This is a genomic window from Desulfoluna sp. CLI2B (assembly GCF_056847375.1).
Map to the genome: position 1 here is coordinate 2,589,521 of NZ_CP186557.1, position 25,197 is coordinate 2,614,717.

Consider the following 25,197-nt stretch of genomic DNA (forward strand, 5'->3'; position numbering starts at 1 on the left):
CCCTTCGGCCATCAGATCACCCGGTTCCTCAAGGTCCCGATCCCTTCGGCAACGAGCTCCACCGTGTCCCCGGAGGAGAGGAACCGCCCCATCTCCAGGCCACACCCCCTGCCCTGACGTCCCGAGCAGGTGCCGGAGCCGATAAACTCACCGGGATACAGGGTCTCATCCCGGGAGATGGCCTGGATGATCTCTTCAAAGCTCCAGTGCATGTCCGCGGTGGAGCCCCTGGACCACTCCCGGCCGTTGACTCGGGCAGTAAGGGTAATGTTCAAAGGGTCGGGTATTTCGTCCCGGGTCACCAGCACCGGCCCCATGGCGTTGCCGCCGTTGAAATCCTTTCCCTTGGCAGGGCCCAGACGCCCTTTCATCTCCCGCATCTGTTCGTCCCGGGCGGAAAAATCATTGAACAGGGTGTATCCGAAAATGTGCTCCCTTGCCCGGGCCGCCGGGATATTGGCACCGGCCTTCCCGATAACAACCCCGAGCTCAAGCTCGTAATCGAACCTGCGGCAATAGGACGGAATGGGCACCTCTGCGTCGTGCCCCACCACGGAAAACCGATTGCTTTTATAGTACACGGGCCGCTCGTACCAGGCCCTGTTGATGAACCGGGCAAGGGTAAAACGCCGACCCCATTTTTTTTCGATGGCTTCGTCGATCCCGGCCAGCTTTTTCAGGCCCTGGACCCGGATGCAGTTGATAATATGGTCTTCAAAAGCCATGGCATCCCGAACAGACTCGGGCACCGGCAGGGGGGCCAGAAGACTGGCCGTCGCCATGGGGGTGCACAGCGTCTTTTCCCCCTCTTCGCTGACCCGCACCATGATCCGGCGCGCCGCGTCAAGGGCACCCTCCCCGCCCCGGATAAGGGAGAGCATACTCCCAAAGGATTCATCGGATATGCCGAAGAGGCGTGCCGCGGCCTTCAGGTCCACGATGTCATCGTCTCCGGTCAATGCCCCAAGGGCTGCTTCATCACCGTTTTTCAACCACGTCACCAGCTTCATGCTCGGCTCCTTGTCAGACGGATTTTATCTGAAGTCTCCTATCAACAATCCATAACCATTGAACATACACCAATTCCTCATCACTCAAAAGCTCAAAAAAACGGGCTGAGGCAGTGGCTGAAACACCCATCGGCGAAGGCCCCTGCCTGTCGCGATCTTGACAAACCGATATCACCCCGATAGAAAAAATGAGACATTCGTTCAGCACCATAAACCATCGCCCAGCCAAATCCCGGCGGTGTGATACACTCAGCGATTACCACCCGGCAGCCCCTTTCTCCGGAATGCTGACGGAAAACCACCAACCCCAATCACAGGCATCCCATGACACGTGTCGCCCTTATCGCCCCGCCCTACCCCCTTGATGAATGCCCTTCACCACCCCTTGGCCTCTGCTACGCAGCCGCCGCCTTTGAGTCCGCCGGGGCTGAGGTGCTCCTGCTCGATTACATCGTCCGGGAGTACACCCCGGAAAAGCTGAGAGACGAACTCACCGCCATGTCGCCCGATATCATCGGCACTTCCTGCGTCACCATGAATTTCAAAGGGGCGGCGGCCATCCTCACGGAGGCCAGGGCCATCTGCCCGGATGCCGTGATCCTCATGGGAGGGCCCCACGCGTCCTTTGATATTGACAACACCCTGGCCACCTACCCTGCCATCGACGGCATCGTGGTGGGCGAGGCCGAAGAGACACTCAATGAATTCGCGAAGCTCTTTCACAAAAGGGAGTCATGGAAAACCATTGCCGGGCTGGCGTTTCGCCATGGTTCGACAATCGTTCGCACCCCGAAGCGGGACTTCCTCCAAGACCTGGACGCCCTTCCCCTGCCCGCACGCCACCTCCTGCCCCTGGCCCGCTACAAAGCCCTGGGGTTTCCCGTGAGCATCATCACCGGACGGGGCTGTCCCAACCGGTGCATCTTCTGCCTGGGCCGGAAAATGGTGGGATTCCATGTGCGTCAGAGATCCCCCGAGCGTGTGGCCGATGAGATCGAGTCACTCCTTTCCATGGGCTTTACCACCATCAACATCGCAGACGACCTGTTCACGGCCAGCAGAAAACGGGTTTTCGCCTTTTGCCGGGAGATTAACAAAAGAGGGCTCCGTTTTAGCTGGAGCGTTTTCGCACGGGTCAACACCGTGGACGAAGAGCTACTCCGTACCATGATGGAGACGGGGTGCACCTCGGTGAGCTTCGGCATCGAATCCGGCAACACCGACATGCTCAAGCGCGTGAGAAAAGGCATCACCGTTGCCCAGGCCGAAGAGGCCGCTGCCCTCTGCCGCAAGGTGGGAATCCGGGCCCACGCCTCCTTTATCGCCGGGCTGCCCGGCGAAACCAGAGAGACCCTTAAAGAGAGCGCGGCCTTAAAAGACCGCCTCAAAATCGAGTACGGATTCCACCACCTGGCCCCCTTCCCGGGCACCACGGTGCGGGAGCACATGGCCGACTACGACCTCACCCTCCACACCGATGACTGGAACCTCTACGACGCGGACCAGGCCATTGTCTCCACCTCAGATCTCACATCCGCCGAACTTGACGCCTTTGTCAGAAAAGATGCCGAGCCCATCCACAGGGCCTGGGAAGCGGCCAAAACCCGATGCCAAAACGGAACCGCAAGCAAAGACGATGAGATGATGGTGCTGGGCAACCGGCGCATGCACCTTATCTTCAAACTGCTTCGCCGCGATCTTCTGGATACGCTCAGCCCCCTTCCCGAGGGGCTTAAAAAGGCGTTGCACTCTGCCGCCAAAGCCCTTGCAGGCCTCACCGGTGAGACCCCTGACTTCGCGGAGTTCACCCTGAAGGATCTCGTTGAGAGGGGGTGGGTTACGTTCCATGCGGATCAGGGCACCGGGCAGTTCGGTTGGGCGGACGAAACACCGTGTCCTGAAATCAGCCACCGGAAAAAGGCGGGGTAAATGTCTGTAAAAGGGCCTTCAGATTTTCAACTTAAAAAACTGGGTCCATGCCACTTTTCTGACACGTGCAGCCCGTGCCAAAACAGCAGTCGGGTGGACTGCTGAACCCCATGAACGGGGAATTACAAGCCTCGGGTTTACCAAGGCACCCCGGGCTGCGTCACATACCCTGTAAACGCCATTGCCGGCCAACAGCCCATCAACGAATTATCATCATAAAATATTTGACGCAACAGTGTCATTCGGTTATATTTTAAATGTATTCATAATGATTTCAAAGCCATTCATCTCACCTTTCAACACAGCTCGACGTCTCCCACACCTTCCAGTCCACGCTTTTTATAATACTGCAAAACCGTATGTCTCAACCTACCGACACAGAGTTTCACGATAACCTTTCCTAAGGTAATGACAGTCTGTGCTCAACAAGCCCAGACGTAAATCCCCCATCACTTATTATCAATATGGAGGTGGTTCAGTACATAAATACAACAAAACAACTTTTACTCTGTACCAAAACAAATATAGCACACTCATACAACGAGTAAGGAGGCATTATGGAAACAAGGAATATTGGAATCCAAATCACCATGACTGGCCCGACGGACTCTCAAAAAAACTATATGGTTTCCCTGCAAGAAGGCGCCACCTTTACGATCCGCAACGATGAGCCATACTCTGGGGGAACCTGGGGCGGCGAAGTCGGGACCATAACGATGACATCCAAGGGAGCCCCCCTGACTAGTTTCAATGGAATAAGAATCAGCTCCTCCGAAATTTTCTACAATGCCGCCCTGCCCAAGGGGTCAGATGAATCTGAGATTGGCCTGAATATCGGAGTTGATGTAGACAAGAGCAAAAACTTTCTCATTTTAAAAGTTTCTGGTGGCCAAGAGAACACGGAACTGGCCGTATACTCGAATTATGGTTCCGGACAGACTCACATTACAGGATATATCGTCCTCCCCCTCACTCAAAACGTCGATGCCCACTCCGTAACTCGTGAAGACATTTTGCAGGCATCAAGATAAACCGTATCAGAAAGTGAGCATGCCAGATCAGCGCATCAACAAGGCTCAGACACAGAAGATGTACAAAAAAATGCCGTTGCGCTTTAACCTGAAAGAGGAGTTAGGCGCAGCGGCAAACATCTTTGAAGGTGGCTCACCATGCCGCCTGAGGTATCTTTCTTGTATGTTTTACTGTTGTCCGGCCTCCAACCCCAATATCGTCACACCTTAAAACGGATATTCAGGATATCCCCGTCCTCCACGATGTACTCTTTTCCGTTGAGGTGCATTTTGCCTGCTTTTTTCAAGGCGGCTTCGTCACCGTATGCCATCAGCTCGTCGTACGTCATCACCTCTGCCCGGATAAACCCGCGCTAAAGGTCCGAATGAATCACCCCGGCGGCCACCGGGGCCGGGGAATTTTTCCGCACCAGCCACTGGCGCACCTCGTCTTTGCCCACGGTAAAAAAGGAGATCAGACCTAGGGCTTCCAGGCAGAGCCGTGTCAGGGTCTCCAAGGCCATGTCGCCGATGCCGAGGTCGTCCATGAACTCCCGTTTCTCCTCCTCGGTATCCAGCATGGCGATCTCAGACTCCACCTTGGCCGAGACCTGCATGGCCTTCATCTGCACATCGTTACACCGGGCCGTAATCTCCTCCGGCATGAGGGCCTTGCCGATATCGTCTTCGCCGATGTTCAGGGCCAGCACCATCTCCTTGCGCGTGATAAGCGGGTAGCTGCGGATCAAGGCCTCGTCATCGATGTCCATGGCCATCATCCGCAAAGGGTGCTCCCCCTCCAGGTGCGTCAGCATGCGATGCATCAGGGCCAACTCCCGCTGCTGGGCCTCATCCTTGATCTTCTTCAGAGATTTTTCCAGGCGTTCCACCCGTTTTTCCACAAAGATCTGGTCGTGGAGCAAAAGCTCCGCATTGACCATGTCCATGTCCCTGACAGGGTCCACCGATCCGTCCACGTGGTAGACGGACTCGTCGTCAAAGGCCCTCACCACATGGCAGATGGCATCCACATCGGCGATGTCCCGAAAAATGTCTCCCTTTGCGATGGTCTCGTGTTCCATCTTCGGCAGGAGCATCAAGTCCATGCGTGCCCTGGCCTCTTTAGCCGGGTCGTACATGGAGACCAGGGCATTGAAGCGTGCATCCAGGATATCGGCAGACCCGTGCACGGCCTTGGTCAGCGGTACCCCCTCCCGCCTCTGGTTGCCCGTCAATGTTTCAAAAAGGGTCATCTTGCCGCTCTGGGGCAGGCCGACTATACCGATTTTCATCATTGCCTCCTTTCAGATCGTCACCGCAACACGTCTCCGGGACCTCAGCTGCCCAGCCGAAGCCTTCAAAAAGAGCCCTCTCCTGATCCCCCAGCCCGCAGCTTAACGAAAGAAGCCGACCGTCCACAGGATGGGGAAAGGTTAAGGAAACAGAAAAAAGAAGGAGCCTCCGGCAGGCAAGGTTTTCGCGAAAGAGGCGGTTGTGCCGCCCGTCCCCGTAAACCGTATCGCCGACAATGGGATGAGAGAGGTGGTGAAAATGCTGCCGGATCTGGTGGTATCTCCCGGTTTCGAGGGCCACCTTTACCAGGCTGTACCGGGCCGTCTCGTAGCGCCCCACCGGAATGGGAAGTTCCACCGTGGCCAGGCGCCGGTAATGGCTCACCGCGGGCTTCGGGTTTCCCCGGCTGTTTTTCACCGGATGGTCCACGGTGCCCTGGTCCTCGGCGTAGCCCCGCACAACGGCAAGGTACTCCTTTTGCACACGGTGATACCGAAACCCCTCGTTAAGAATAGCTGCCAGCTCCGGGCTGAAGGCCATGAGCAGCAGGCCCGAAGTGGGGCGATCCAGCCGGTGGACAGGCCACACCATTTTCCCGGTAAGGCGCCTGAGCTCCCGCATGACCGTGGGAGAGCGCCTGTCCAGATTGCTCCGGTGCACCAGCATGCCGCAGGGCTTGTTCACCGCCACCACCGCATCGTCCATGTACACAATGTCTGCCTCGGTCAGCAGCGGCTCGTCATCCACGGGTGCCCCTTTCGCATAAAGCCCCGGCCGGGAAAATGCCGTTGTCCCGGCCTCCATGTCACTGACAGAATAGAAACCTGTTTGATCGTTCATGGCCGAGTCATACCCAAGCCCGCTTGCGGGGTCAACGGCCCATAAAAAAAAACGGCGTGCAGCTTAGAGAAAAAGCCGCACGCCGCACGATGTTCCAACCGGACAAAAAACCTGTGGAGAGGCCGTCAACCAAACGGCCCCCTTCTACTCCTCCACCTCAACTGCCGGCTCTTCTTTTAACAACTCCTTTGGAAATGCTTTCTCATCCGTGGATGCCACCACCGGTTTACCGGCTTTGTAGACTCCCCGTCGGATGACCTGAACGTAGCCGAATTTTTCCCGGCTGTAGATAAACACCATGTTGCGGACTTTTTTCTCATTAAAACCTGTCCCGTCAATGAGCTCTTTCAAGGTAAACTCCTTGTCCGGGTTACTCTGGAGCAGCTCCATCATTTTAAGATAATCTGCTCTGTACGTCCGCTTGGTCGGCTTGTTTTTCTCTTTCGAGGCCGCCGCCGTACCCTTTCGCCGCCCACCTCCGGGTAGTTTTCTCTCCACCCGGGCAAGCTGGCGACTCAGGATCCTCATCTGGTCTTCAAGCCTGTCTACTTGTCGTTGAAGTTTGTTGTAATGAACTCTCGGAACAAAATCACCGCGCATGGTTTCAATCACATGCGAAAAAGCGCTTTCAAGATCGTATCCTGCTGCCATTGACGAATCTCCAAACCTTTCCCGTTAATAGTTTAACAACCCACAGGCAAAGATGATAATTAGAAATCCTAACATGGTCAAGTATTTTATTGCCTAATTCATTTCTCAATAAACATTGAACACGCTTTACCTCGCATGTTTAACTCATTCATTTATAAAGGATGAAACACATGTCACAATACCTAACGCCATACCACAAGCTTCACAGCATTTTTTCTCCCAGGCGTTCAGCAAAGTATTAAACCATTTCAGGACAGGCGAGAAAATCCGTTGATTTATCATCTCACAGGTTTCACGAGATGCGGGTCATCTTATTCCGAAAAAAGGATAAATCCTTAAAAATTACTTCATATTGTATAACTTTTTCGCGAATTTCATCGCAGATAGTTACCCAAAGACCGGCAGAGGTGAGCAAGACAATCCACTCCGGTGCCACCTTCTTGCCGGCCACCAGGCGCCGGACATAAAAAAACCCCTTCCGATCACACCGAAGAGGTTTTGTAAGTCATCGCGGCACGGCGCTAAAAAAACACGTGCCTACATCCTCATGCTGATATCCACGGAACGGGCCTGGTGGGTCAACGCCCCCGAAGAAACGACATCCACACCGGACTCGGCATAAGCGCGAAGGTTTGCCTCCGTGATGTTGCCGGAGACTTCGGTCATGGCTCGCCCGTCCACAAGGGCCACCGCTTTTTTCACGTCTTCCATGGCCATGTTATCCAGCATGATCACATCGGCTCCTGCACTCAAGGCCTCGTGAAGCTCCTCAAAATTGGTCACCTCCACCTCCACCTTGACCAGATGGGAGATGGATCGTCGTACCTTTTCCACGGCGGCCCGGATCCCCCCGGACACAGCGATGTGGTTGTCCTTGATCATGACCCCATCGTAAAGGGCCATGCGATGGTTAAAGGCACCGCCCACGCGAACCGCTTCCTTTTCAAGTACCCGCCAACCCGGGGTGGTCTTCCGGGTATCCACCAGCCGCACGGGAAGCCCCTCGACCATCTCGGCGTATCGGCTCACATGGGTGGCGATGCCGGAGAGGCGCTGCAGAAAATTGAGCGCTGTGCGCTCGCCTTTCAGAAGGGCCCTTAATGTCCCCGCCACCTTCAGGATCACATCGCCTTTGTCGACCCAGCTTCCGTCACCGGCCACCACCTCAACACGGCAGTGGGGGTCAAGCTCGGTAAAACAGGCCGCTGCCGTGGCAGTTCCCGCGACCAGCAGCCGCTCTTTGGCCACCAGAACTCCCTGGCCCGTCTCATGTTCCGGGATCATCGCGCAGTCCCGGTGCCGATATCCTCGGCAAGGGCCAGGCGAATCAATTGCTCTGTCATCATGGTCATGTTGCTGTCCCTGGTAGTGTGGCTTTGCGTCGGGCCGCGCATCAAAGGCGCACCCCAAGATATAAGGAAGGCGGATGGATCGAAAAAAGCGGGCCCGGGACGGCATGCGCCCCGGACCCTGTTATGACATGTATGCCTTAGTTGCTCTGAACTTCCTTGAGCTTGGCAAGGGTGAACTCCAGCTTGCTCAGCTTGTCCTTGGCTTCGTCATGCTGGGCCTGGAATTTGGCCACCACATCGGCAGGAGCCTTGGAGATAAAGCCCTGGTTGTTCAGCTTGCCTTCGAGACCGGCCACTGCCTTCTCGCTTTTGGCGATGCTCTTTTCCAGACGCTCAATCTCCCGGTCGAAATCCACGACCCCTTCCAGAAACACATAGACGGCCGCGCCTTCCACAATGGCTGTCCCCACGCCCTTGGGACGCTCGCCGGTGAGCTTCACCTCACAGGCCGCCAGGCGGGACAGGGTCATGATGGTGCTCTTCTCGCGGTTCACCAGGGCCGCCATCTCTTCGGTCTCGGCCTGTACTTCCACGGTGAGCTCCAGGGACGGAGCGATGTTCATCTCGGACCGGATGTTTCGGAGACCGGAGATCACGGCAATGACGGATTCCATCTCCTTTTCGGCCACGGCATCGGCACCATGGGCGGCAAACTCGTCGCATACGGGCCAGGATGCCTTCATGATGGAGCCTTCGGTTCCGGGAAGCTTGCTGTAGATCTCCTCGGAGACAAAGGGAATGATGGGGTGCAGGAGAATCAGGGTGTCATGGAGAACCCGATAGAGCACGGAGCGGGTGGACTCCATGGCCGCATCACCCATCTTGCCGTAAAGGGCGGGCTTGGATGCCTCCAGATACCAGTCGCAGAAGCTGTGCCACACAAAGCTGTAGAGGGCGGCAGCCGCTTCGTTGAACTTGTAGGTGTCGATGGCCTCTTCCACCTTGGCCGTGGTCTCGGCAAGTCGTGCAAGGATCCAGCGATCGGCAAGGCTGATGTTGGCGTAGTCGATCTCGGTGTAGGGTTTCTCCAGATGCATGAAGGAGAAGCGGGCCGCGTTCCAGATCTTGTTGATGAAGTGGCGGTAGCCTTCCACCCGCGCCAGGGACATCTTCACGTCGCGTCCCTGGGCCGCAAAGGCGGTGAGGGTAAAACGGAAGGCGTCGGTGCCGTACTCGTCGCTGACGGTGAGGGGGTCGATGACGTTGCCCTTGGACTTACTCATCTTCTTGCCCTCTTCGTCGCGGACCAGGGCGTGGATGTAGACATCCTTAAAGGGCACCTCGTCCATGAAGTGGAGGCCCATCATCATCATGCGCGCCACCCAAAAAAAGAGGATGTCGAAACCGGTCACCAGGGTCGCCGTGGGGTAGAAGGTCTTGAGGAGATCGGTGTTCTCGGGCCACCCCATGGTGGAGAAGGGCCAGAGGGCCGAGCTGAACCAGGTATCCAGCACGTCGGAATCCTGTGTCAGCTTGGAGCTTCCGCAGCCGGGGCAAACCGTGGGATCGGTCTCTTCCACGATGTCCATGCCACACTCGTCGCAGGTCCAGACCGGGATGCGATGCCCCCACCAGATCTGGCGGGAGATGCACCAGTCGCGGATGTTGTACATCCACTCGTAGTAAGTCTTGGTCCAGTGCTCGGGGATGATGCGGGTTCGCCCGTCTTCCACGGCGGCAATGGCTTTCTCCGCCAGGGGCTTGACCTTGACAAACCACTGCTGGGACAGGTTGGGCTCGATGACGGTCTTGCAGCGGTAGCAGTGCCCCACGCTGTGGGGGTGCTCCTCAACCTTCACAAGGTATCCCTGCTCATCCAGGGCCTTGACAGCAGCTTCCCGGCACGCTTCGCGGGTGAGGCCTTCAAAGGCACCGGCGCCGTCGTTCATGATCCCTTCGTCGGTCATCACCTTGAGAAATTCAAGGTCGTGCTTTTTGCCCAGCTCAAAGTCGTTGGGGTCGTGGGCGGGGGTGACCTTAAGGGCACCGGTGCCGAACTCCAGATCAACGTACTCATCACGGATGATGGGAATCTCGCGGTCCGTGAGGGGAAGCTTTACGTGGGTGGCGGTGATCCCCTTGTAGCGATCGTCCTCGGGGTTCACGGCCACGGCGGTGTCGCCGAACATCGTCTCGGGACGGGTGGTGGCAACGACAAAGTGACCGGAGCCGTCGGCAAAGGGGTACTTGATATGATAGAGCTTACCCGGCTTATCTTCGTGTTCCACCTCAAGATCCGCCAGGGCGGTGTTGCAGCGGGGGCACCAGTTGATGATGTAGTTACCGCGGTAGATGAGCCCTTTTTTGTAGAGGTCCACAAACACCTTGCGGACGGCCTCGGAGAGCCCATCGTCCATGGTAAAGCGCTGACGATCCCAGTCGCAGGATGCACCCATGCGCTTGAGCTGCTTGAAGATGGCGTTGCCGGACTCTTCTTTCCACTTCCAGACTTCGTCGATGAACGCCTCCCGGCCCACATCCTGACGGGTCTTGCCCTCGGCGGCCAGCTTCTTTTCCACGACGTTCTGGGTGGCGATGCCTGCGTGGTCGGTACCGGGCATCCAGAGGACGTTGTCCCCTTTGAGGCGCCGGTAGCGGCAGAGGAGATCCTGCAGGGTGTTGTTCAACGCATGGCCCATGTGGAGCACACCGGTGACGTTGGGGGGAGGGATCACGATGGAATAAGGCTTTTTGTCGCTTGTCTCCTCCGCTGAAAAGAGCCCCTGCTCGATCCAGGACGCATAGCAGCGTTTCTCTACTTCATGGGGCTCATACCCCTTTGCCAGCAATTCTCCACTCATATTCAAACCTCATATGTTGATGGGCGCGCACCCTTCATGTCTGCTCAAGACGAGCAAGGGCACCCTGCCTGTATGTTCAAGGGTGCAGGCACCGGGGCATTCTGCCCCAAGATGTCGGAACCACGCACTATTTCCTTCGACGATTTCAGCAGCCGGGCCACGCCTGCGAAACCACCCAAAAAGAAAAACTGGAAATTATTAAATAATCTCCAGTCTTCTTGCAACCATTTATTAACGACCCAGGGAAATCAGGAAAAATTTTCCCGGATCATCTTTTTCATTTTCTCAATATCTTCCGAGAGGTTTTTGCCGATGGCATCGACAATCAGCTCTTCGATCCGCTCTTTGAACATGGTCCGGATCACACGCTCCACCACCCGCTCAAGCTGCTCCTCGGGGATATCGGCCAATCCGGCCATGGAAACCGGAACCTGCTCATCTCCGCGATCCGCGGTTGGGTCGTCGTTGATCCCGGCCAGGTCAAAGGTCCCCTCAGGAAAACCCGGAGGGCGCCTCTCGGGCTTTTCAGCCTCCTGGGCTCGACGCCCCTGTTCATCCACCAGATCCGAAAGGTCCAGCACCCCGCCGCCCTCCCGGTCACCGGTTGCAGCGGCAGGCTCCTCATCCAGGGGCATGCCCAGGTCCAGAAGGGGGTCCTCGTCGTCGGCCAGCATCACGGTTTCATCGGGGAGATCGCCCAGCAACCCGTCCCCTGCCGGGGCCTCTTCGGCTGCAGACGGATCTTCTTCCAGGGGCATGCCGAGATCCAGAAGGGGTTCGTCGTCACTGAGCACCACGGTCTCTTCGGAAAGCGCATCCAGCAGCCCGTCCTCCGAGGCAGCGCCCTCCCCGTCCAGGGGCATTCCCAGGTCCAGCAGAGGCTCGTCATCCACGGGTAAAACCACGGTCTTTTCGACAAAGGGGTCATCATCAACCGGCAGGACAACGGTTTCATCGGGAAGCTCGCCCAACAGCCCTTCACCGGCCATGGAGTCCATCCCGCCGTCCCCATCCTCGCTGTCGGCAAGAAGCAGGTCGATATCCACAAAACCATCGTCATCGCCGCTTGCGACGTCAAGGGCGGCGTCCGCCTCCACCACGTCACTGCGCTGCGACATATCCAGATCGTCCAGGCTGAAGGAGAGATCCAGACTCTCGCCTCCGAATTCGGTAACCTCTTCCCCTTGGGAAACAGGGTCCTCTTCAAGGAGGGACGAAATTTCCGTCAGATCAATGGTCTCGTCCCCACGATCCGGAGCGGCCTCTTCAGAAGTCCCATCCACAAGGCTCGCCATATCCGTTAAATCAATGACGTCCTCTTCGGACTCAGGTGACGCCTTTACCTGAACGTCTTCGGTGAGGCCTGCCATTTCCGTCAAATCAAGGGTCTCTTCACCAAGGTCGGGGAGCTGCTCTTCCGGGATTTCCTCCACAAGAACCGCCATCTCCGTTAAATCGATGGTCTCCTCGCCAAGGTCAGGGGCCTGGCCGTCCCGCACCTCTTCCAGAAGGCCCGCCATTTCCGTCAGATCAATGGTTTCCTCGCCGAGGTCCGGCGCCTGGCCTTCCAGGGGCTCTTCCACAAAGCCTGCCATCTCCGTCAGATCGATGGTTTCCTCGCCGAGGTCCGGCGCCTGACCTTCCAGGGGCTCTTCCACAAGGCCTGCCATCTCCGTCAGGTCAATGGTCTCCTCGCCGAGATCAGAAGCCTCTTCACCGGAGTCAGAGGAAGCACCCTCCTGCGGCATGCCAGTATCATCCAGCCTGAATTCCTCGGTGAGTTCGAGTATATCCTCCTCGTCCTCCGAGTCCACCTCCATGGCGTCAACAGATCCATCGTCACCATTCACTCCACGGTCGCCGTCCTTGGGAACGTCCCCGTTCTCGCCGGCAAGCTCCGTCAGCTCAATGGGTTCGTCATCGTCTTCCAACCAATGGTTGTCCAATGCATCCGGAGGTGTTTTATCCATGGGGATTTTACTAGTGGAATCGGTCATAATCGGCATCTCCTGGAGGTGAGTAGGCAATGACGTGTTTAATGCAACACCATGATTTTATTAAAAAATAGCTTATCTTAATCACGGTATCATACCGAAAAAACAGTGTCAAGCGCCTTATCCGCTCACAAAATCCGTTCCAAGGCATTTCCTCTTGCACCGCCACCATGCTGCCGGGACAGGCCCGGAGGCCTTCGGCCTATTGACCCCGTAGTCAAGTATGATAAAATCAGTTTTAACCATAACATAGGCCATCACCCCGCATCGGGCCCCGTCCCCGCAGACCATCCTCACCGCCCCGCCCGCCAACCCACTAATCTGGAGACACCATGAAAGAGTCCGCCAACCCCCACCTGAAGGTTCAGGAGCTCTGCGATTGCTATGCGGAGACCGACCCCTTGAAAGAGATGTCCACCCTTAGCCGGGAACCGGCAACCGAAGAGACCGCCCTGAAATGGATCGCCCTGGCCGTTCTCCACGGCGTCAACAGCAACGCGGAAAAAATCAGCCTGACGCAGGAGGCTTCAGGGACGGTGGAAGTCAAAGCCACCTACAGAACCACGCCCCTGCCTACCCCGGGACAAGAGACCGGCACGCGCATCCTCGATATGGTACGAGCCATTACCCACATTGAAGAAGACAAGGGAAAAACAGCCCTGGCCCTTGGGTTTCGCGGAAACAGCATGGAATTGAAAATCAAAGTCAAAAAAGAAAAAAAGCAGGAACAGCTCACCCTGAACTTTCCCGGCGAGGGCTGATCCCAACATAAAAATGGGTGCACTCGACTCGTGAAATATCCGGGTTGGGGCGCCCGGATACGTCATGGGAAACCCACCGGGTCAAAACAATCACAAAACGCCCACGGCAACACCGTGGGCGCTCCGTTTGGTGCCCCCCCTTCCAAAGATGAGCCCATCAGGCAAAAGACGAGAAATCAACCCCCCGGTTTTCCCCTCGCCTGGCATACCACTCCGCCTCATTTTTCGGAGGCGCCACAAGACTCGATTCAGGCTTTCGTACCAGGGACACAGCCTCGGCGGGACAGGTGGAGATACACAGGCCGCAGCCGATGCACACGTCCTCTAAAACCCGGTATCCGCCATCGTCCTCCTCTATGGCGGAGACCTGGCAGCGTTCATCGGCGCAGAGGCCGCACCCGACACATGCCTCCTCGTCTATCACCGCCGTGTAATTGCAATGGACCGCATTGGTCAGCCCCAGCTCGTTTTTGGCCCTTAAAACCCCGCAACAGCAACCGCAGCAGTTGCAGATGTAAAAATGCCCCTTCTCGAAATTGTTGGTCATGTGGACCAACCCGGCCTCTTCGGACATTTTCAGGACACCGTAGGCCTCCTCCTTGGAAATAGGACGCAGCTTCAAGGGGTGGTTGTCGAAAAAACCGGGAACCGGTGCAATGGAGAGACACACCTCTGTGGGCTTGGTGCAGGGGTTGTCCATGAGCCCTTGCTCTGTCTTACAGATGCACTCGGTTACGGCAAAGGACTTTCCCTTTTCAATAATGGCCGAAACCTGATCAAAGGGAAGTGCCTGGCTGTCGCTGCCCAGCTCCTCTTCCACGGGCACCACATGCATCATGGGGGGATCGTGGGTAAAAAACTGCTCGGCAAAGCAGGTCTCGTATGCCTTGCAGATCTCCGCCAGCTCCCGGTCGAGGCCCTTGAGCTGGAACTCGTAGATCCCGAAGATCCAGGGGGCCATGCGAAAGACATGGACACCGCCGAAATCGATGCCGAAGACCTGGCCTTTCCCCCACATGGTCTTGAGCTTGTCGTCGAGCCCTTCCAGGGAACGACCCGATCTTTCGGCGATCTGCTCGGCGGTTTCGTAGGTCAGACGCAGGTCGCAGAAAATCTCCGCCTCCTCCTCGGTGAAGATCCGCTTAAGAATCTTGATCTCCACCCCGTCGTCCGCGGCCGGAAACCCGTTGGGCAGGGTATCCAGCACCTGTTGCAACCGCCTGTAAATCGTCTCAACCATACTCTCCTCCCTCAATCTTGTGTTGCCTGTTATCATCTCTGCGTTGCCGAAGCAGCCTTATTGACACGTGCAGGCGCCTCAGGGCCCGTCACAAACCGACCCGTCAGCCCCGTGGGGCGGGCGGCACCACCTCAGGGCCGTTCTCACCGCGAACCCCCGAATAAAAAGCGTACAGCAGCCCCCGCTTCATGGACTCCCGGGAGCCTTCGTCCAGGGCTCCTCCCTGGAGATGCCCGTCGATGACGAGAAGGGAAAACCCATGGACGATGGACCACGCGGAAAGGGCGATGGCGTGCGGGCTCTCCCCCTTAAGGAGCCCCAGCTTCCAGCACTCGGTGATCTCATCGATGAACAGGTGGAAAAAAGGCGTGGACTCCGGCTTCAAGTCCTCGGGCACGGGCACCCCCATCCGGGGCGATGCAAACATCACCCGAAAATGGGCTGGGTGGGCAATGGCAAAATCGATGTAGGACAGGCCGCACACCATAAACCGCGCCAGGGGATCGCCCTTGGCCCGCTCCAGCCGAAGCTTGATCTCGGAAAGCATGAGGCCAACCCCCTCCCGGGCCACGGCCACAAGAAGGGCCTCTTTATCCGGAAAATGGCGATAGGGGGCCGAATGGCTCACCCCGGCCCGCTTTGCAATACCGCGAAGGGTCAGCTCGGCAGCCCCCGCCTCTTCAATGGCCTCAAGGGCCACTTCAATGAGCCGGTGCCTGAGGTTCCCGTGATGATAGGTTACGGTTTCTTCAGTGGTATTTTTCATCATGTCGGGTAGCATACACGGCGATGTTGACAGCGTCAACATCAAAGAACCGCCCGACATCCCGGGACAATACGGACACCATATCTCTGGCCCATTGACACCGTTCCCCCGTCGGTGTTCAATAAGCCACCCGGAAACCGGGTAGCCCGAGAATAAAAACACCCGGATGGAGACAACCCCCATGCTGCAATGGATGTTTCGACTGCTGTGCCTTTTGGGTCGCCACACCTGGCAACCCTTCGAAATACATGGTGAAGCCATCTTCAGATGCCGTCGATGCGGCACCCTGAGGGCACGGCGGCACCATGAGCCCCCCAGACTCTAAAACCCTGGAGACCAGAAGAAGCTTTGACATTTTCCCGCATTTTTTTTACTCATTATCTAACCACAAAACATATCACACCACCGTAAACAGCGATACTTCGACAAAACCAAAATAACCAACACCTGAGCTACCGACACAATCGGTCAGGAGGCACCCCTCCCACCGACGGGGCAACATGCCGAGAAAGCATCACCCAAATTGACGACGCCCCCCAACGCCTTAGAAAGCCAAGGAGACGCCATGCAATTTATCGATCTCAAAGCGCAGTACGACCAGATTGAAAGGGATGTAAACGAACGAATCCATGCTGTCCTCCAACACGGACAATACATTAACGGGCCGGAGGTCCGGGAGTTGGAAGGCCGCCTCGCAGAATATACGGGTGCCCTGCACTGCATCGGAGCGGCCAGCGGAACCGGTGCCCTGATCATGGCCATGATGGCCCTGGGCATCTCGCCAGGAGACGAGGTGATCACCTCGCCCTTCAGCTTTGTCGCCACAGCGGAAACCATCGCCCTGCTGGGCGCCGTACCCGTGTTCGTGGATATCGAGCCCGACACCTGCAACATCGACCCCGCCCTCATCGAGGCCGCCATAACGGAAAAAACAAAGGCCATCATGGCCGTCAGCCTCTTCGGGCAATGCGCCGACTTCGACACCATCAACGACGTCGCCCGGCGCCACGGGCTCCCTGTCATCGAAGACGCGGCCCAGAGCTTCGGGGCAACCTACAAAGGAAAGCAGTCCTGCAACCTCTCCACCATCGGCTGCACCTCGTTTTTCCCTTCCAAGCCCCTGGGGTGTTACGGAGACGGCGGGGCCTGCTTCACCTCAGACGAGATCCTGGCAACGCGCATGCGGGAAATCCGGGAGCACGGACAGGACCGACGCTACCACCACCCCCGACTGGGCATCAACGGCCGGCTGGACAGCATCCAGGCAGCGGTACTCCTTGCCAAACTGCCCCTGTTTCCAGAGGAAATTAAAAAACGCCGGGCCATCGGCAGGCAATACACCGAGGCCCTTGCCCATGACCGCATCGTCCCTCCGGTGATCCGCTCCCACAACACCTCGGTCTACGCCCAGCTCACCATCCGCGTTGACGACCGAAACGCCCTGCAGCAGGCCCTCAAGCGGCAAGACATCCCCACCGCCGTTCATTATCCCGTCCCCTTGCACCACCAGCCGGTCTTCCTCCAACCGGACGCCCACCTCCCCGTCAGCGATGAGGTGGCCGCCCATGTCCTCAGCCTGCCCATGCACCCGTATCTCAGCGATGAGCAGATCCGACGCGTGGCGACCGCTGTTTTGGAGACCGTATGAAAGCAGGTGTGATCGGCGTGGGAAAACTGGGAAAAATCCATGCACGGATCTATGACGAACTGGATGCATTTGAGCTGGTGGGGGTGGCTGACCCGCACCATCCGGGCCAGGAACACCTCCACGGGGCCGTCTGGACCCGGGACTACAGAGAGCTCCTGAACCTCGGCGTCGAAGCGGTGACCGTGGCCACCCCCACAGTGAATCACCACGAGGTGGCGAGATTTTTTCTTGACCACGGGGTGCACTGCCTCATTGAAAAGCCCATCGCCGTCACCATGGTCGAGGCCGAAGACCTCCTTGAAACCGCGTCACGAAAAAACGCCTTTCTCATGGTGGGCATGGTGGAACGGTTCAACAAGGCCTATGCCGAGGCCCGTAAAATGATCACCGCCCCCATGTTCATCGAATCCCACCGGCTGGGCCCTTTCCCCAACCGGTCTTTAGACATCAGCGTGGTGCTGGACCTGATGATCCATGACCTGGACATCATCCTCGATCTGGTAAACGACGAGGTGGCCTCGGTGGAAGGCGTGGGGGTCAAGGCCCTTACGGACAAGGCAGACATCGCCAATGCCCGGGTTCACTTCAAGGGCGGCTGCATCGCCAACATCACGGCCTCAAGGATTTCCGAAGAGCAGATGCGCAGGACCCGGGTCTTTTTCAACCACAACTACATCTCCCTGGACTTTGCCGGGCACACCATCAAGGCGTTCAAAAACGGAGAGAACGGTATCGAAAAAAAGGTCATCACCATTGAAAAGGAAGAGCCCCTGAAACGGGAGATCCTGCATTTTCATGCCGGTATCACAGCAAAACGGCGAGACTACACCATTGCAAAAAATGCGGCCATGGCCCTTGACCTTGCCCTGAAAATCGACGAAGATCTGGCCAACCGTCAGACACAGCTCCGGATCCCGTCACAGTGAAAGCATGGGGCTCCGGTTTTCAGATACCACGAACACAAAGGCAAGGTTGTGAAACTTTTTATCGTTGCAGGTGAACCCTCAGGTGACATGCATGCCACCGAACTGGTTCACGCCCTGAAAAACGCGTCACCCGACATCGATGTCTATTCGGCAGGCGGCCCCGGCCTTGCCGCCTGCTCCACCCAGGTGGCGGACCTGGCCAGCCACGCCGTCACCGGATTTTTTGAGGTAATCAGTTACCTTCCTACCCTCATCCGGATCTTTAACCGCATCGCCGAAAAAATTGAAGAGATCGATCCCGATGTGGTTATCTTCACCGACTACCCGGACTTTAACTTCCGCATGGCCAAACGTGTTGCCAAACCGGGCCGAAAGCTCGTCTACTTCATCAGCCCCCAGCTCTGGGCCTGGCGCAAGGGCCGCCTGAAGCTGGTGAAACAATACATCGACAAGATGCTGGTGCTCTTTCCCTTTGAGGAGACCTTTTACAGGGACAACGGCGTGGAGGCCGCCTTTGTGGGCAACCCCCTGGTCAACACCATCACGGCCATGAAAAAAGACACAACTGGGGAAACAGGGCCCCGACGCATCCTGCTCCTTCCCGGATCCCGCCGCAAGGAGGTCAAATCCAACCTGGCCACCATGTGCGAAGCCAAAAAAAGCATTGACGCCCGCATGGACGCACGCTTCTCCGTCCTCAAGCACCCCAGCCTCGATGCGGCCCTGTTCGACAGCGCCCATGAAGCGGGTATCCGGGTGTACGAGGGCAACCCCCACGACGAATTCCAGAACGTGGACCTGGCCATCGCCTGCTCCGGTACCGTCACCTTTGAACTGGCCCTCTCCGGGGTCCCCACCGTGGTGCTCTACCGCATGATCTGATCACCTACCTGATGCTGCGGAACGCTGGGTGAAGTGGACGCCATCTCCATCCCCAACCTCATCTTAGGGCACCATGTGTTCCCTGAGCTGATCCAGGACGCAGCAACCCCCGAGGGCATCGCCGACGAGGTGGTGGCTATCCTGGGCGATTCGGACCGCCTGGGGCGCATCCGAAGTGAACTGGGCCGGTTCCGCACCCTGGTCAAAGCCTTTGACGCAGACTACGCCGCCCGGGAAATATTCTCCCTGACGGAAAGGCCCTGATTCGGGGTTCAAAAAAGCCTCCGGCGGCCCTGCCGGGGGCCAAACGTTTGAAAAGTGTGACAAACAGCCGGTCGGAAGGTATCGACGAGCCAATTGTTTGGCTGTCGGAAACAAATAATCACACAATGGTTCGCCAGAATACCGCTGAGATTTGACCCGGGGAACGAGGGCAAAGCCCGGCGGTAATTTGCTTTCAAGGTGGCACACCTTGCCGCCGGAGGCTATTTTTTGTGCTTTTATTTTTTCTTGCAGCACGTTAAGAATAACGAACAGGGGCAACCCGAATCGTTACAAAACAACAAAAAAAAGCCTGTGCAATTGCACAGGCTTTTTTTATTGATCCTCTGGGATCATGCCATCATAACCCGATGGGCCACCATAGAAGGCGGCAATACGCGCTACTATTTACTGTAGCAGTGCTCGGGTGCGGGGAACTCACCGCTTTTCACCTCATCGATGAACCCTTTGATACCCTTTCTGGCCTCATCCCCTAAGTTCGCGTACTTCTTCACAAACTTAGGGATATGGCCGGAATTGATGCCCAGGGTATCGTGCATGACGATGATCTGGCCGTCGCAGTCGGGGCCTGCGCCGATACCGATGGTGGGGATGGAGAGCTTTTCGGTGATGGCCCTGGCGATGTGGTTGGGAATGCCTTCCAGAACCACGGAGAAGGCTCCGGCCTCCTGAACGGCCAGGGCGTCTGCCATGAGTCGGTCTTCGTCACGCTGTACCTTGAATCCGCCCATCTGGTGAACGGACTGAGGGGTGAGGCCGATGTGGGCCTGAACGGGGATGCCTGCCGAGGAAATAGCCTTTATCACCTCGCACACCGAAGCGCCGCCTTCGAGCTTCACGGCAGAGCAGTCGGTCTCCTTTAAAAAACGACCGGCGTTTCGCACGGCCTCTTCCACGCTGGCCTGATACGCCATAAAGGGCATATCCCCCACCACCATGGTGCGCTTGCAGGCCCGTGAGACAATGCGAGTGTGGTAAATCATCTCGTCCATGGTCACGTGAAGGGTGCTGTTGCCCCCTTGAATGACCATGCCCAGGGAATCCCCCACGAGAATCATGTCCACCCCGGTCTCATCCATGAGGGTGGCAAAGGGAAAATCATAGGCGGTCATGGCCGTGATCTTCTCCCCTTCCTTCTTCTTGTTGTACAACGTTGTGACGGTAACCTTCTTCATGACAATGACACCTTTCCTTATATTATTCCATATTAGAAAAAAGCTTCTTCATTTCAACTTGTTTACCGCAACTCATCTTGCCTTCCGGGCACACCCCGTCCATGAAGCATCCGGGGCCGACCTTGCCGAAGAGCACCGGAGAGATTCCCCGCACGGCAGAAAGCATGCCCACGGCGTAGTTTCGGATCTCCCACTGGGCCCGGTCGCAGCAGCGCAGCTTGAGAAAATGGTAGAGCTCCCGGCCGTTCATGGTGGTCACCACGTCCATCACGTTGCCGCTCAGGTACAGATAGACAAGGTCCTCTTCCATGACACCCGCATCGCGGAAGGCCTCGTACAGGTCCATGCTCTTTTCGAAGCAGCCCATGTAGATCTCTTTGGCGGCTTCATTTTCGGTGATGGTTTCGGGCATCACACAGGTGCGGCTCTTGCCGAACTCCGTAAAGGAGGGCACCACCAGGGACTGGATACGATGGCGTGCCAGGTGGGTCAGGCAGGAGAGGCTCATGTCGTTCAGGCGAAAAGTGACGTTCACCTGCTCAAGCTCTCGCCTGCGCCGATCCGAGGTCACGATGTCGATGATTCCCGCGGTGAGCTCGTCGTCGTCACGCAGCATGCCCAGGGCATCGGACGAGGAGCACCCGGAATGGGAAACAAGGGCGGAGACGGCCACCATGAGGTCGGGTTCGCCGGAGTGGGTCAACAGCTCCACCAGGGCGCTGTCCCCGTCGGCACGCCGCTGGACGCCCTTGTCGGCAACCAGCTCGCGGAGTCTGCTCTCCTTGTCCTCGCGCCCTTTCTCCACCTTGTCAAGATCATCAAACACATCGGGAAGGATCTCTTTGGCCTGGGCCAGGAGGCTTTCACCGATCTGGCGGATCTCGGGGTACGCGGCCCCGCGGCCGTTGAGACAGGAGTGGAGGATATGAAGCAGCTCACGGGCGTTGACCGTGCAGTAAATATGGCTCCTCAGGCAGTAGGGCAGCACAAACCGGGCATCTTCCTTGGGGATGCCTGCCTCCAGAAGCTTGTGGTAGTCCTCAAACAGCTCCCTGGACAGTGTCTCGAAGCGTTCGCCGAAGGACGCATCAGCCAGCCCCCCCTTTTTCAAACGAAACTCAGGGGAGAGCCCCCCCATCTCGGAGTAGTCCACGTAACGGCGGGATTTGATCGTGTACGCGGCCAGACGGAACTCAATAAGAAACTGCTCGAAAAAGGCGGAAACGTTTTCAAAGGCGATGTTGAAAACGGCGTGCTCCGTGATGGTCACATGGCCCAGGGCCACGACCCGTTTGATCAACTGGCCGATGTTGCTCTGATCCGTGTTCTCGTAAATCTCGGTGGCCGCCCCTTTGGTGGATGAAATACGCGCCGCAGAAGCGCATATACGTTCAGGTTCCGGTGTAAAGGCAAGTATGACTGCTCTTGCTTTTTCCATATGGATGATCTGCTCCTCAATGGTTGATGATAAATGAAGGATGTCTATTTCCCATATAATAAAGAGGGAAGGCAGGGCAAGAGCTAAAAAAGCGGGGCGCTGTCAACGCCCCGCTTTCACAGATCGATATGAATTAGACGTTCCCCGTGAGCTCCCGACTTACTTCCGAAAAAGCGAAGTTCCCGGCATGGGAGCACACCGGATCCCAACCTCAGGAAAGGTCGGCCAGCACCCTCTCCATGACCCCACCCACGGCCTTTGCCGATGCAGAGTCATCACCAAGCTCCATCATGGACCGTTTCTCCATGTCCAAAACCGCCAGTTCCGGATCATCCGGACGCAGATCTTGACCATCTGCACCCCGATCTCCTTGACTTCGGCAAGAAACGTTCCGTTGAGGTTTTCCGGAGCCCGGGTCACCACAAGCCCCTTGTGCCTGACATCGAGCTTGAGGTCGTCGAGCATGTCGTGGATTCTCTTGACCGCCCGCAGGCCACGCAATGAGTAATCCGTAATGAGCAGCAGGTAGTCTACCCGGCCGCTGGTGCGCCGGCTCAGGTGCTCCATGCCCGCTTCGTTGTCCACCACAAGGTATTTGTAGGTTCTGGCAAGCTCTTCGGTGAACCGGTTCAGGATGTTGTTCACCATGCAGTAGCACCCCTGCCCCTCCTGGCGCCCCATGACGAGGAGATCAAAATCCCTGCGCTCGATGATGACCTGGTTCATGAGGAGCTCCAGGTAGTTGACCTTGTCCATGCCCGAGGGCACCCCTTGCGGGTCCTTCATGAACCCTTCACGGATATCCCCGACGGTCTTTTCCACCTCGATCCCCAGGGTTTCCCCGAGGTTGCTGTTCGGGTCTGCGTCCACGGCCAGTACCGGTGAAACACCGCTTGCCGCAAGGTACCGTACCACCTGGGATGCCGTGGTGGTCTTTCCGGTACCGCCCTTGCCTGCTACTGCAATTACTTTTCCCATGGTCGTCCTCAATCAGGGTCCAAAATTATGACGTGATAAACAATCCTATACCGCCTGCGGTGCGTTCATGATGCGGTCGCCAGCAGCACCCCGCATCATAACACATTCTCCTCACGGCGTATCCACCGCCCCCTGCTTTTCAGAGAGCCTCGCCTTCAGGCGGGGAAACAGGTTCAGGTCGGTATGGGGCAGAAAGAGTGCCGCGATGTAGTGATCCATGTAGGAGGGCTTGAGTCCAAAGTCGGTCATCAGCGCCCCACCACCTGGACCACATCCTGGCGCAGGGTGTTGGTCAGGGCGCTCATCTTCGCCCCCATGAGGGACCCGTTGCCGATGAAGGTCACCTTGGCAGGGTCGATCTCGGGAAGAAACCCGATGGTAAAGGCGCGCTGCAGATCAATGTAACTGCCGAACCCGCCGGCCAGGATGATCTCCTCAATCTCGGAAATGGAGAGTCCCACCTCGTTGAGCAGGGTCTCGCACCCGCTGTAGACGGCCCCTTTGGCACGGATGAGGTTGTCGATATCCGGCTCGGTCAAGGTGATGTCCCGGCCGATGTCCGTCTGGTCCGCCCAGACCAGGACATATTCGGTGATGCCTTCGTTTTCCCGCAGCCTCGGGTTGGCCTGATCCGTATTGAACTTGCCGCGGCTGTCGATGATGCGGTTTTCAAAGAGAACGGCAACGGTGGTGATGAGACCGGACCCGCAGATCCCGCGGGGCCTGGCGCCCCCCACGGTCCGCAGCATGGGCTCCCAGCTCACCGGGTCGAGGGAGAAGTCCTCAATGGCCCCCGGGGCTGCGCGCATGCCGAACTTGATGCCCCCGCCTTCAAAGGCAGGGCCTGCGGAACAGGCGGTGCAGGCCAGCCACTCCTTGTTGCCCACCACGATCTCGGCGTTGGTGCCGATGTCGATAAAAAGGGTCAGCTTGTCGCTCCGATAGAGGCCGCTGCCCATGACGCCTGCCACGATATCTCCCCCCACATAACTGGAGATGAGCGGGTAAATAAGGGCCGTGGTGTGCTCGGCAAGGGTGATGCCCAGGCTTTGGGCCAAAAGCGGGGGATAGACGTTGGCCGCAGGCACGTACGGCGCCCGTCGGATGTTGCGGGGATCCACCCCCAACAGGAGCTGGGTCATGGTGGTGTTGCCCGCGATGGCCACGGTGGAGACCTCTTCCATGTCCACACCGCTGCGGGACAAAAGACGCCCCACGATCTCGTTGATGGTCTCCACCACCACCTGGCGGAGCCGCTCCAGCCCCCCTTCCTTTTCCGCATAGATAATCCGGGAGATCACGTCCTCCCCGTAGCTCACCTGGCCGTTGACCTTGCCGCACTGCTCCAGCACCGCGGCATCCTTCAGGTTGAAGAGCTGGCCGTAGATGGTGGTGGTGCCGATATCCAGGGCGATGGCATAGTTGCAGTCGGTGCGGTCGCCGGACTGGATATTGACGATGCGGGACTTGTTGCCGCTTTTCACCGGCCGTTCCAGGGTCACCGTGGCTTTGAACTCCCCGTCCCGGAGCACCTTGGGCATCTTTCGGATCACCGAGAGGTCGATGTCCAGCCCCCCTTCCCCCCTGACGGTTTTCAGGTACTGAAAAAGGCGGGTCACATCGGCGCTGTGATCCGATGCATCGGGAACGGGCAGTTCCACAAAGATCTTCTCCATGGGAGGAATAAAGAGCCCCTCCTCCTTTAGCGCCTCAAAGTCCATTTTGCGGATATGGGCCGTTGCCCGAGGCGTGGCCTGGGGCAACTCGCCCCCCAGAAGGGCCGAGGATTCCATGGGCACGCGTACGGTCAGGTTGTCCCTGACTTCGGTCATGCAGGCGAGGCGCCAGCCCCCGTCGTAATCTTCCTGGGTCAACTTGTCGGTCTGTTCGCAAGCCGACGCCCCCTCTTCCACCACCACGCGGCATTTGCCGCAGACACCGCCCCCGCCGCAGGAGGCGTTGATGTGCACGCCTGCTTCCATGGCGGCTGCCAGCAGGGACTCTCCGGCCGCGACTTCGATGGAGACTTCATGGGGAATGAACTGCACCGTAAATTTTTCCATACTCTCTCCCGATTGGGTTATCACCAGATCCGTTCCAACGGGTCGGCGCGATACAATTGCGATACGATAGAGGCGGGACATGAAACGGTGACGCGAAAGCTATCTTAACCCACGCACGTTAAGTAATCCAGCTTTTGCTCATTAAAGACAAAAAAAGG

Annotated in this window: 20 protein-coding genes and 1 pseudogene; 7 read left to right on the forward strand and 14 right to left on the reverse strand. The window is 57.4% G+C overall.

The genetic code is table 11. The features are described 5' to 3' along the window. Window positions 1-11 precede the first annotated feature (11 nt). Window positions 12-1,010, reverse strand: coding sequence for a fumarylacetoacetate hydrolase family protein (locus ACOYW2_RS12245; RefSeq protein ID WP_482770586.1), 999 nt, complete (start codon window positions 1,008-1,010; stop codon window positions 12-14). 324 nt (window positions 1,011-1,334) lie between these two features. Here ACOYW2_RS12245 and ACOYW2_RS12250 point away from each other — a divergent pair, with 324 nt between their 5' ends. Together ACOYW2_RS12250 and ACOYW2_RS12255 are read left to right on the forward strand one after the other, a co-directional pair. Then, complete coding sequence (locus tag ACOYW2_RS12250) at window positions 1,335-2,939, forward strand: B12-binding domain-containing radical SAM protein (RefSeq protein ID WP_482770587.1); 1,605 nt, start codon at window positions 1,335-1,337, stop codon at window positions 2,937-2,939. A gap of 557 nt (window positions 2,940-3,496) precedes the next feature. Beyond that, window positions 3,497-3,970: a hypothetical protein gene (locus ACOYW2_RS12255; protein ID WP_482770588.1), complete on the forward strand. Its 474-nt coding sequence runs from the start codon at window positions 3,497-3,499 to the stop codon at window positions 3,968-3,970. Window positions 3,971-4,170: 200 nt separating this feature from the next. On the opposite strand, the pseudogene ACOYW2_RS12260 reads toward ACOYW2_RS12255, so the two are convergent. The 6 genes and pseudogenes from ACOYW2_RS12260 to ACOYW2_RS12285 all read right to left on the reverse strand — a co-directional run bounded on the left by ACOYW2_RS12260 (window position 4,171) and on the right by ACOYW2_RS12285 (window position 12,883). Beyond that, window positions 4,171-5,244, reverse strand: a pseudogene (locus ACOYW2_RS12260) (DUF933 domain-containing protein). Then, window positions 5,189-5,989 (reverse strand): pseudouridine synthase, encoded by an 801-nt coding sequence (locus ACOYW2_RS12265; protein WP_482770589.1) that lies wholly within the window; start codon window positions 5,987-5,989, stop codon window positions 5,189-5,191. The pseudogene ACOYW2_RS12260 and the gene ACOYW2_RS12265 overlap by 56 nt, the downstream one beginning before the upstream one ends. A gap of 237 nt (window positions 5,990-6,226) precedes the next feature. Continuing rightward, window positions 6,227-6,733: a hypothetical protein gene (locus tag ACOYW2_RS12270; protein ID WP_482423161.1), complete on the reverse strand. Its 507-nt coding sequence runs from the start codon at window positions 6,731-6,733 to the stop codon at window positions 6,227-6,229. A gap of 537 nt (window positions 6,734-7,270) precedes the next feature. Continuing rightward, the gene (gene nadC / locus ACOYW2_RS12275) at window positions 7,271-8,017 is read right to left on the reverse strand and encodes a carboxylating nicotinate-nucleotide diphosphorylase (protein ID WP_482770590.1); all 747 of its coding nucleotides are present in this window, start codon (window positions 8,015-8,017) and stop codon (window positions 7,271-7,273) included. Window positions 8,018-8,222: 205 nt separating this feature from the next. Continuing rightward, window positions 8,223-10,886, reverse strand: a complete 2,664-nt coding sequence (locus ACOYW2_RS12280) for a valine--tRNA ligase (protein ID WP_482770591.1) — start codon at window positions 10,884-10,886, stop codon at window positions 8,223-8,225. 248 nt (window positions 10,887-11,134) lie between these two features. Beyond that, window positions 11,135-12,883, reverse strand: coding sequence for a hypothetical protein (locus ACOYW2_RS12285; protein ID WP_482770592.1), 1,749 nt, complete (start codon window positions 12,881-12,883; stop codon window positions 11,135-11,137). A 329-nt stretch (window positions 12,884-13,212) separates the two neighbouring features. Here ACOYW2_RS12285 and ACOYW2_RS12290 point away from each other — a divergent pair, with 329 nt between their 5' ends. Further along, entirely contained in the window at window positions 13,213-13,641 is a 429-nt protein-coding gene (locus tag ACOYW2_RS12290) for a hypothetical protein (RefSeq protein WP_482770593.1), read from the forward strand. Window positions 13,642-13,798: 157 nt separating this feature from the next. Here the strand turns inward: ACOYW2_RS12290 and ACOYW2_RS12295 are convergent, their stop codons facing one another. Next, the gene (locus tag ACOYW2_RS12295) at window positions 13,799-14,881 is read right to left on the reverse strand and encodes a 4Fe-4S dicluster-binding protein (RefSeq protein ID WP_482770594.1); all 1,083 of its coding nucleotides are present in this window, start codon (window positions 14,879-14,881) and stop codon (window positions 13,799-13,801) included. Window positions 14,882-14,984: 103 nt separating this feature from the next. Further along, window positions 14,985-15,650 carry a TetR/AcrR family transcriptional regulator gene (locus tag ACOYW2_RS12300; RefSeq protein WP_482423167.1) on the reverse strand — a complete coding sequence of 222 codons (666 nt, stop codon included), beginning with the start codon at window positions 15,648-15,650 and terminating at the stop codon, window positions 14,985-14,987. Between the two features lie 562 nt (window positions 15,651-16,212). Between ACOYW2_RS12300 and ACOYW2_RS12305 the strand changes: the two genes are divergently transcribed. Genes ACOYW2_RS12305 through ACOYW2_RS12320 form a run of 4 tightly spaced genes read left to right on the forward strand, consistent with a single transcriptional unit; the run spans window position 16,213 to window position 19,367 of the window. Beyond that, window positions 16,213-17,295: a DegT/DnrJ/EryC1/StrS family aminotransferase gene (locus ACOYW2_RS12305; protein ID WP_482770595.1), complete on the forward strand. Its 1,083-nt coding sequence runs from the start codon at window positions 16,213-16,215 to the stop codon at window positions 17,293-17,295. After that, window positions 17,292-18,221, forward strand: a complete 930-nt coding sequence (locus tag ACOYW2_RS12310) for a Gfo/Idh/MocA family protein (RefSeq protein ID WP_482770596.1) — start codon at window positions 17,292-17,294, stop codon at window positions 18,219-18,221. The genes ACOYW2_RS12305 and ACOYW2_RS12310 overlap by 4 nt, the downstream gene beginning before the upstream one ends. 48 nt (window positions 18,222-18,269) lie before the next feature. Continuing rightward, entirely contained in the window at window positions 18,270-19,103 is an 834-nt protein-coding gene (locus ACOYW2_RS12315) for a lipid-A-disaccharide synthase (protein WP_482770597.1), read from the forward strand. A gap of 33 nt (window positions 19,104-19,136) precedes the next feature. Next, window positions 19,137-19,367 (forward strand): hypothetical protein, encoded by a 231-nt coding sequence (locus ACOYW2_RS12320; protein WP_482770598.1) that lies wholly within the window; start codon window positions 19,137-19,139, stop codon window positions 19,365-19,367. A 401-nt stretch (window positions 19,368-19,768) separates the two neighbouring features. Here ACOYW2_RS12320 and panB read toward each other — a convergent pair whose 3' ends face one another. From panB to ACOYW2_RS12345, 5 genes are all read right to left on the reverse strand, one after another. Next, window positions 19,769-20,560: a 3-methyl-2-oxobutanoate hydroxymethyltransferase gene (gene panB, locus ACOYW2_RS12325; protein WP_482416089.1), complete on the reverse strand. Its 792-nt coding sequence runs from the start codon at window positions 20,558-20,560 to the stop codon at window positions 19,769-19,771. 22 nt (window positions 20,561-20,582) lie between these two features. Beyond that, entirely contained in the window at window positions 20,583-21,998 is a 1,416-nt protein-coding gene (gene thyX, locus ACOYW2_RS12330) for an FAD-dependent thymidylate synthase (protein ID WP_482770599.1), read from the reverse strand. A gap of 288 nt (window positions 21,999-22,286) precedes the next feature. Continuing rightward, window positions 22,287-22,976 carry an ATP-binding protein gene (locus tag ACOYW2_RS12335; protein ID WP_482770600.1) on the reverse strand — a complete coding sequence of 230 codons (690 nt, stop codon included), beginning with the start codon at window positions 22,974-22,976 and terminating at the stop codon, window positions 22,287-22,289. Window positions 22,977-23,087: 111 nt separating this feature from the next. Further along, window positions 23,088-23,225, reverse strand: coding sequence for a hypothetical protein (locus tag ACOYW2_RS12340; protein WP_482423174.1), 138 nt, complete (start codon window positions 23,223-23,225; stop codon window positions 23,088-23,090). Then, window positions 23,225-25,039: an ASKHA domain-containing protein gene (locus ACOYW2_RS12345; protein WP_482770601.1), complete on the reverse strand. Its 1,815-nt coding sequence runs from the start codon at window positions 25,037-25,039 to the stop codon at window positions 23,225-23,227. Before ACOYW2_RS12345 ends, ACOYW2_RS12340 begins: the two co-directional genes overlap by 1 nt. Window positions 25,040-25,197 lie beyond the last annotated feature (158 nt).

What these genes read in the sequence shown, in the direction of transcription:
- ACOYW2_RS12255 (WP_482770588.1), top strand. Translation starts at nt 3,497, where the DNA reads ATGGAAACAAGGAATATTGGAATCCAAATCACCATGACTGGCCCGACG.
- ACOYW2_RS12250 (WP_482770587.1), top strand. Translation starts at nt 1,335, where the DNA reads ATGACACGTGTCGCCCTTATCGCCCCGCCCTACCCCCTTGATGAATGC.
- ACOYW2_RS12270 (WP_482423161.1), bottom strand. Translation starts at nt 6,733, where the DNA reads ATGGCAGCAGGATACGATCTTGAAAGCGCTTTTTCGCATGTGATTGAA.
- ACOYW2_RS12290 (WP_482770593.1), top strand. Translation starts at nt 13,213, where the DNA reads ATGAAAGAGTCCGCCAACCCCCACCTGAAGGTTCAGGAGCTCTGCGAT.
- ACOYW2_RS12285 (WP_482770592.1), bottom strand. Translation starts at nt 12,883, where the DNA reads ATGACCGATTCCACTAGTAAAATCCCCATGGATAAAACACCTCCGGAT.
- ACOYW2_RS12335 (WP_482770600.1), bottom strand. Translation starts at nt 22,976, where the DNA reads ATGGGAAAAGTAATTGCAGTAGCAGGCAAGGGCGGTACCGGAAAGACC.
- panB (WP_482416089.1), bottom strand. Translation starts at nt 20,560, where the DNA reads ATGAAGAAGGTTACCGTCACAACGTTGTACAACAAGAAGAAGGAAGGG.
- nadC (WP_482770590.1), bottom strand. Translation starts at nt 8,017, where the DNA reads ATGATCCCGGAACATGAGACGGGCCAGGGAGTTCTGGTGGCCAAAGAG.
- ACOYW2_RS12340 (WP_482423174.1), bottom strand. Translation starts at nt 23,225, where the DNA reads ATGACCGACTTTGGACTCAAGCCCTCCTACATGGATCACTACATCGCG.
- ACOYW2_RS12300 (WP_482423167.1), bottom strand. Translation starts at nt 15,650, where the DNA reads ATGATGAAAAATACCACTGAAGAAACCGTAACCTATCATCACGGGAAC.
- ACOYW2_RS12295 (WP_482770594.1), bottom strand. Translation starts at nt 14,881, where the DNA reads ATGGTTGAGACGATTTACAGGCGGTTGCAACAGGTGCTGGATACCCTG.
- ACOYW2_RS12280 (WP_482770591.1), bottom strand. Translation starts at nt 10,886, where the DNA reads ATGAGTGGAGAATTGCTGGCAAAGGGGTATGAGCCCCATGAAGTAGAG.
- ACOYW2_RS12345 (WP_482770601.1), bottom strand. Translation starts at nt 25,039, where the DNA reads ATGGAAAAATTTACGGTGCAGTTCATTCCCCATGAAGTCTCCATCGAA.
- thyX (WP_482770599.1), bottom strand. Translation starts at nt 21,998, where the DNA reads ATGGAAAAAGCAAGAGCAGTCATACTTGCCTTTACACCGGAACCTGAA.
- ACOYW2_RS12305 (WP_482770595.1), top strand. Translation starts at nt 16,213, where the DNA reads ATGCAATTTATCGATCTCAAAGCGCAGTACGACCAGATTGAAAGGGAT.
- ACOYW2_RS12310 (WP_482770596.1), top strand. Translation starts at nt 17,292, where the DNA reads ATGAAAGCAGGTGTGATCGGCGTGGGAAAACTGGGAAAAATCCATGCA.
- ACOYW2_RS12245 (WP_482770586.1), bottom strand. Translation starts at nt 1,010, where the DNA reads ATGAAGCTGGTGACGTGGTTGAAAAACGGTGATGAAGCAGCCCTTGGG.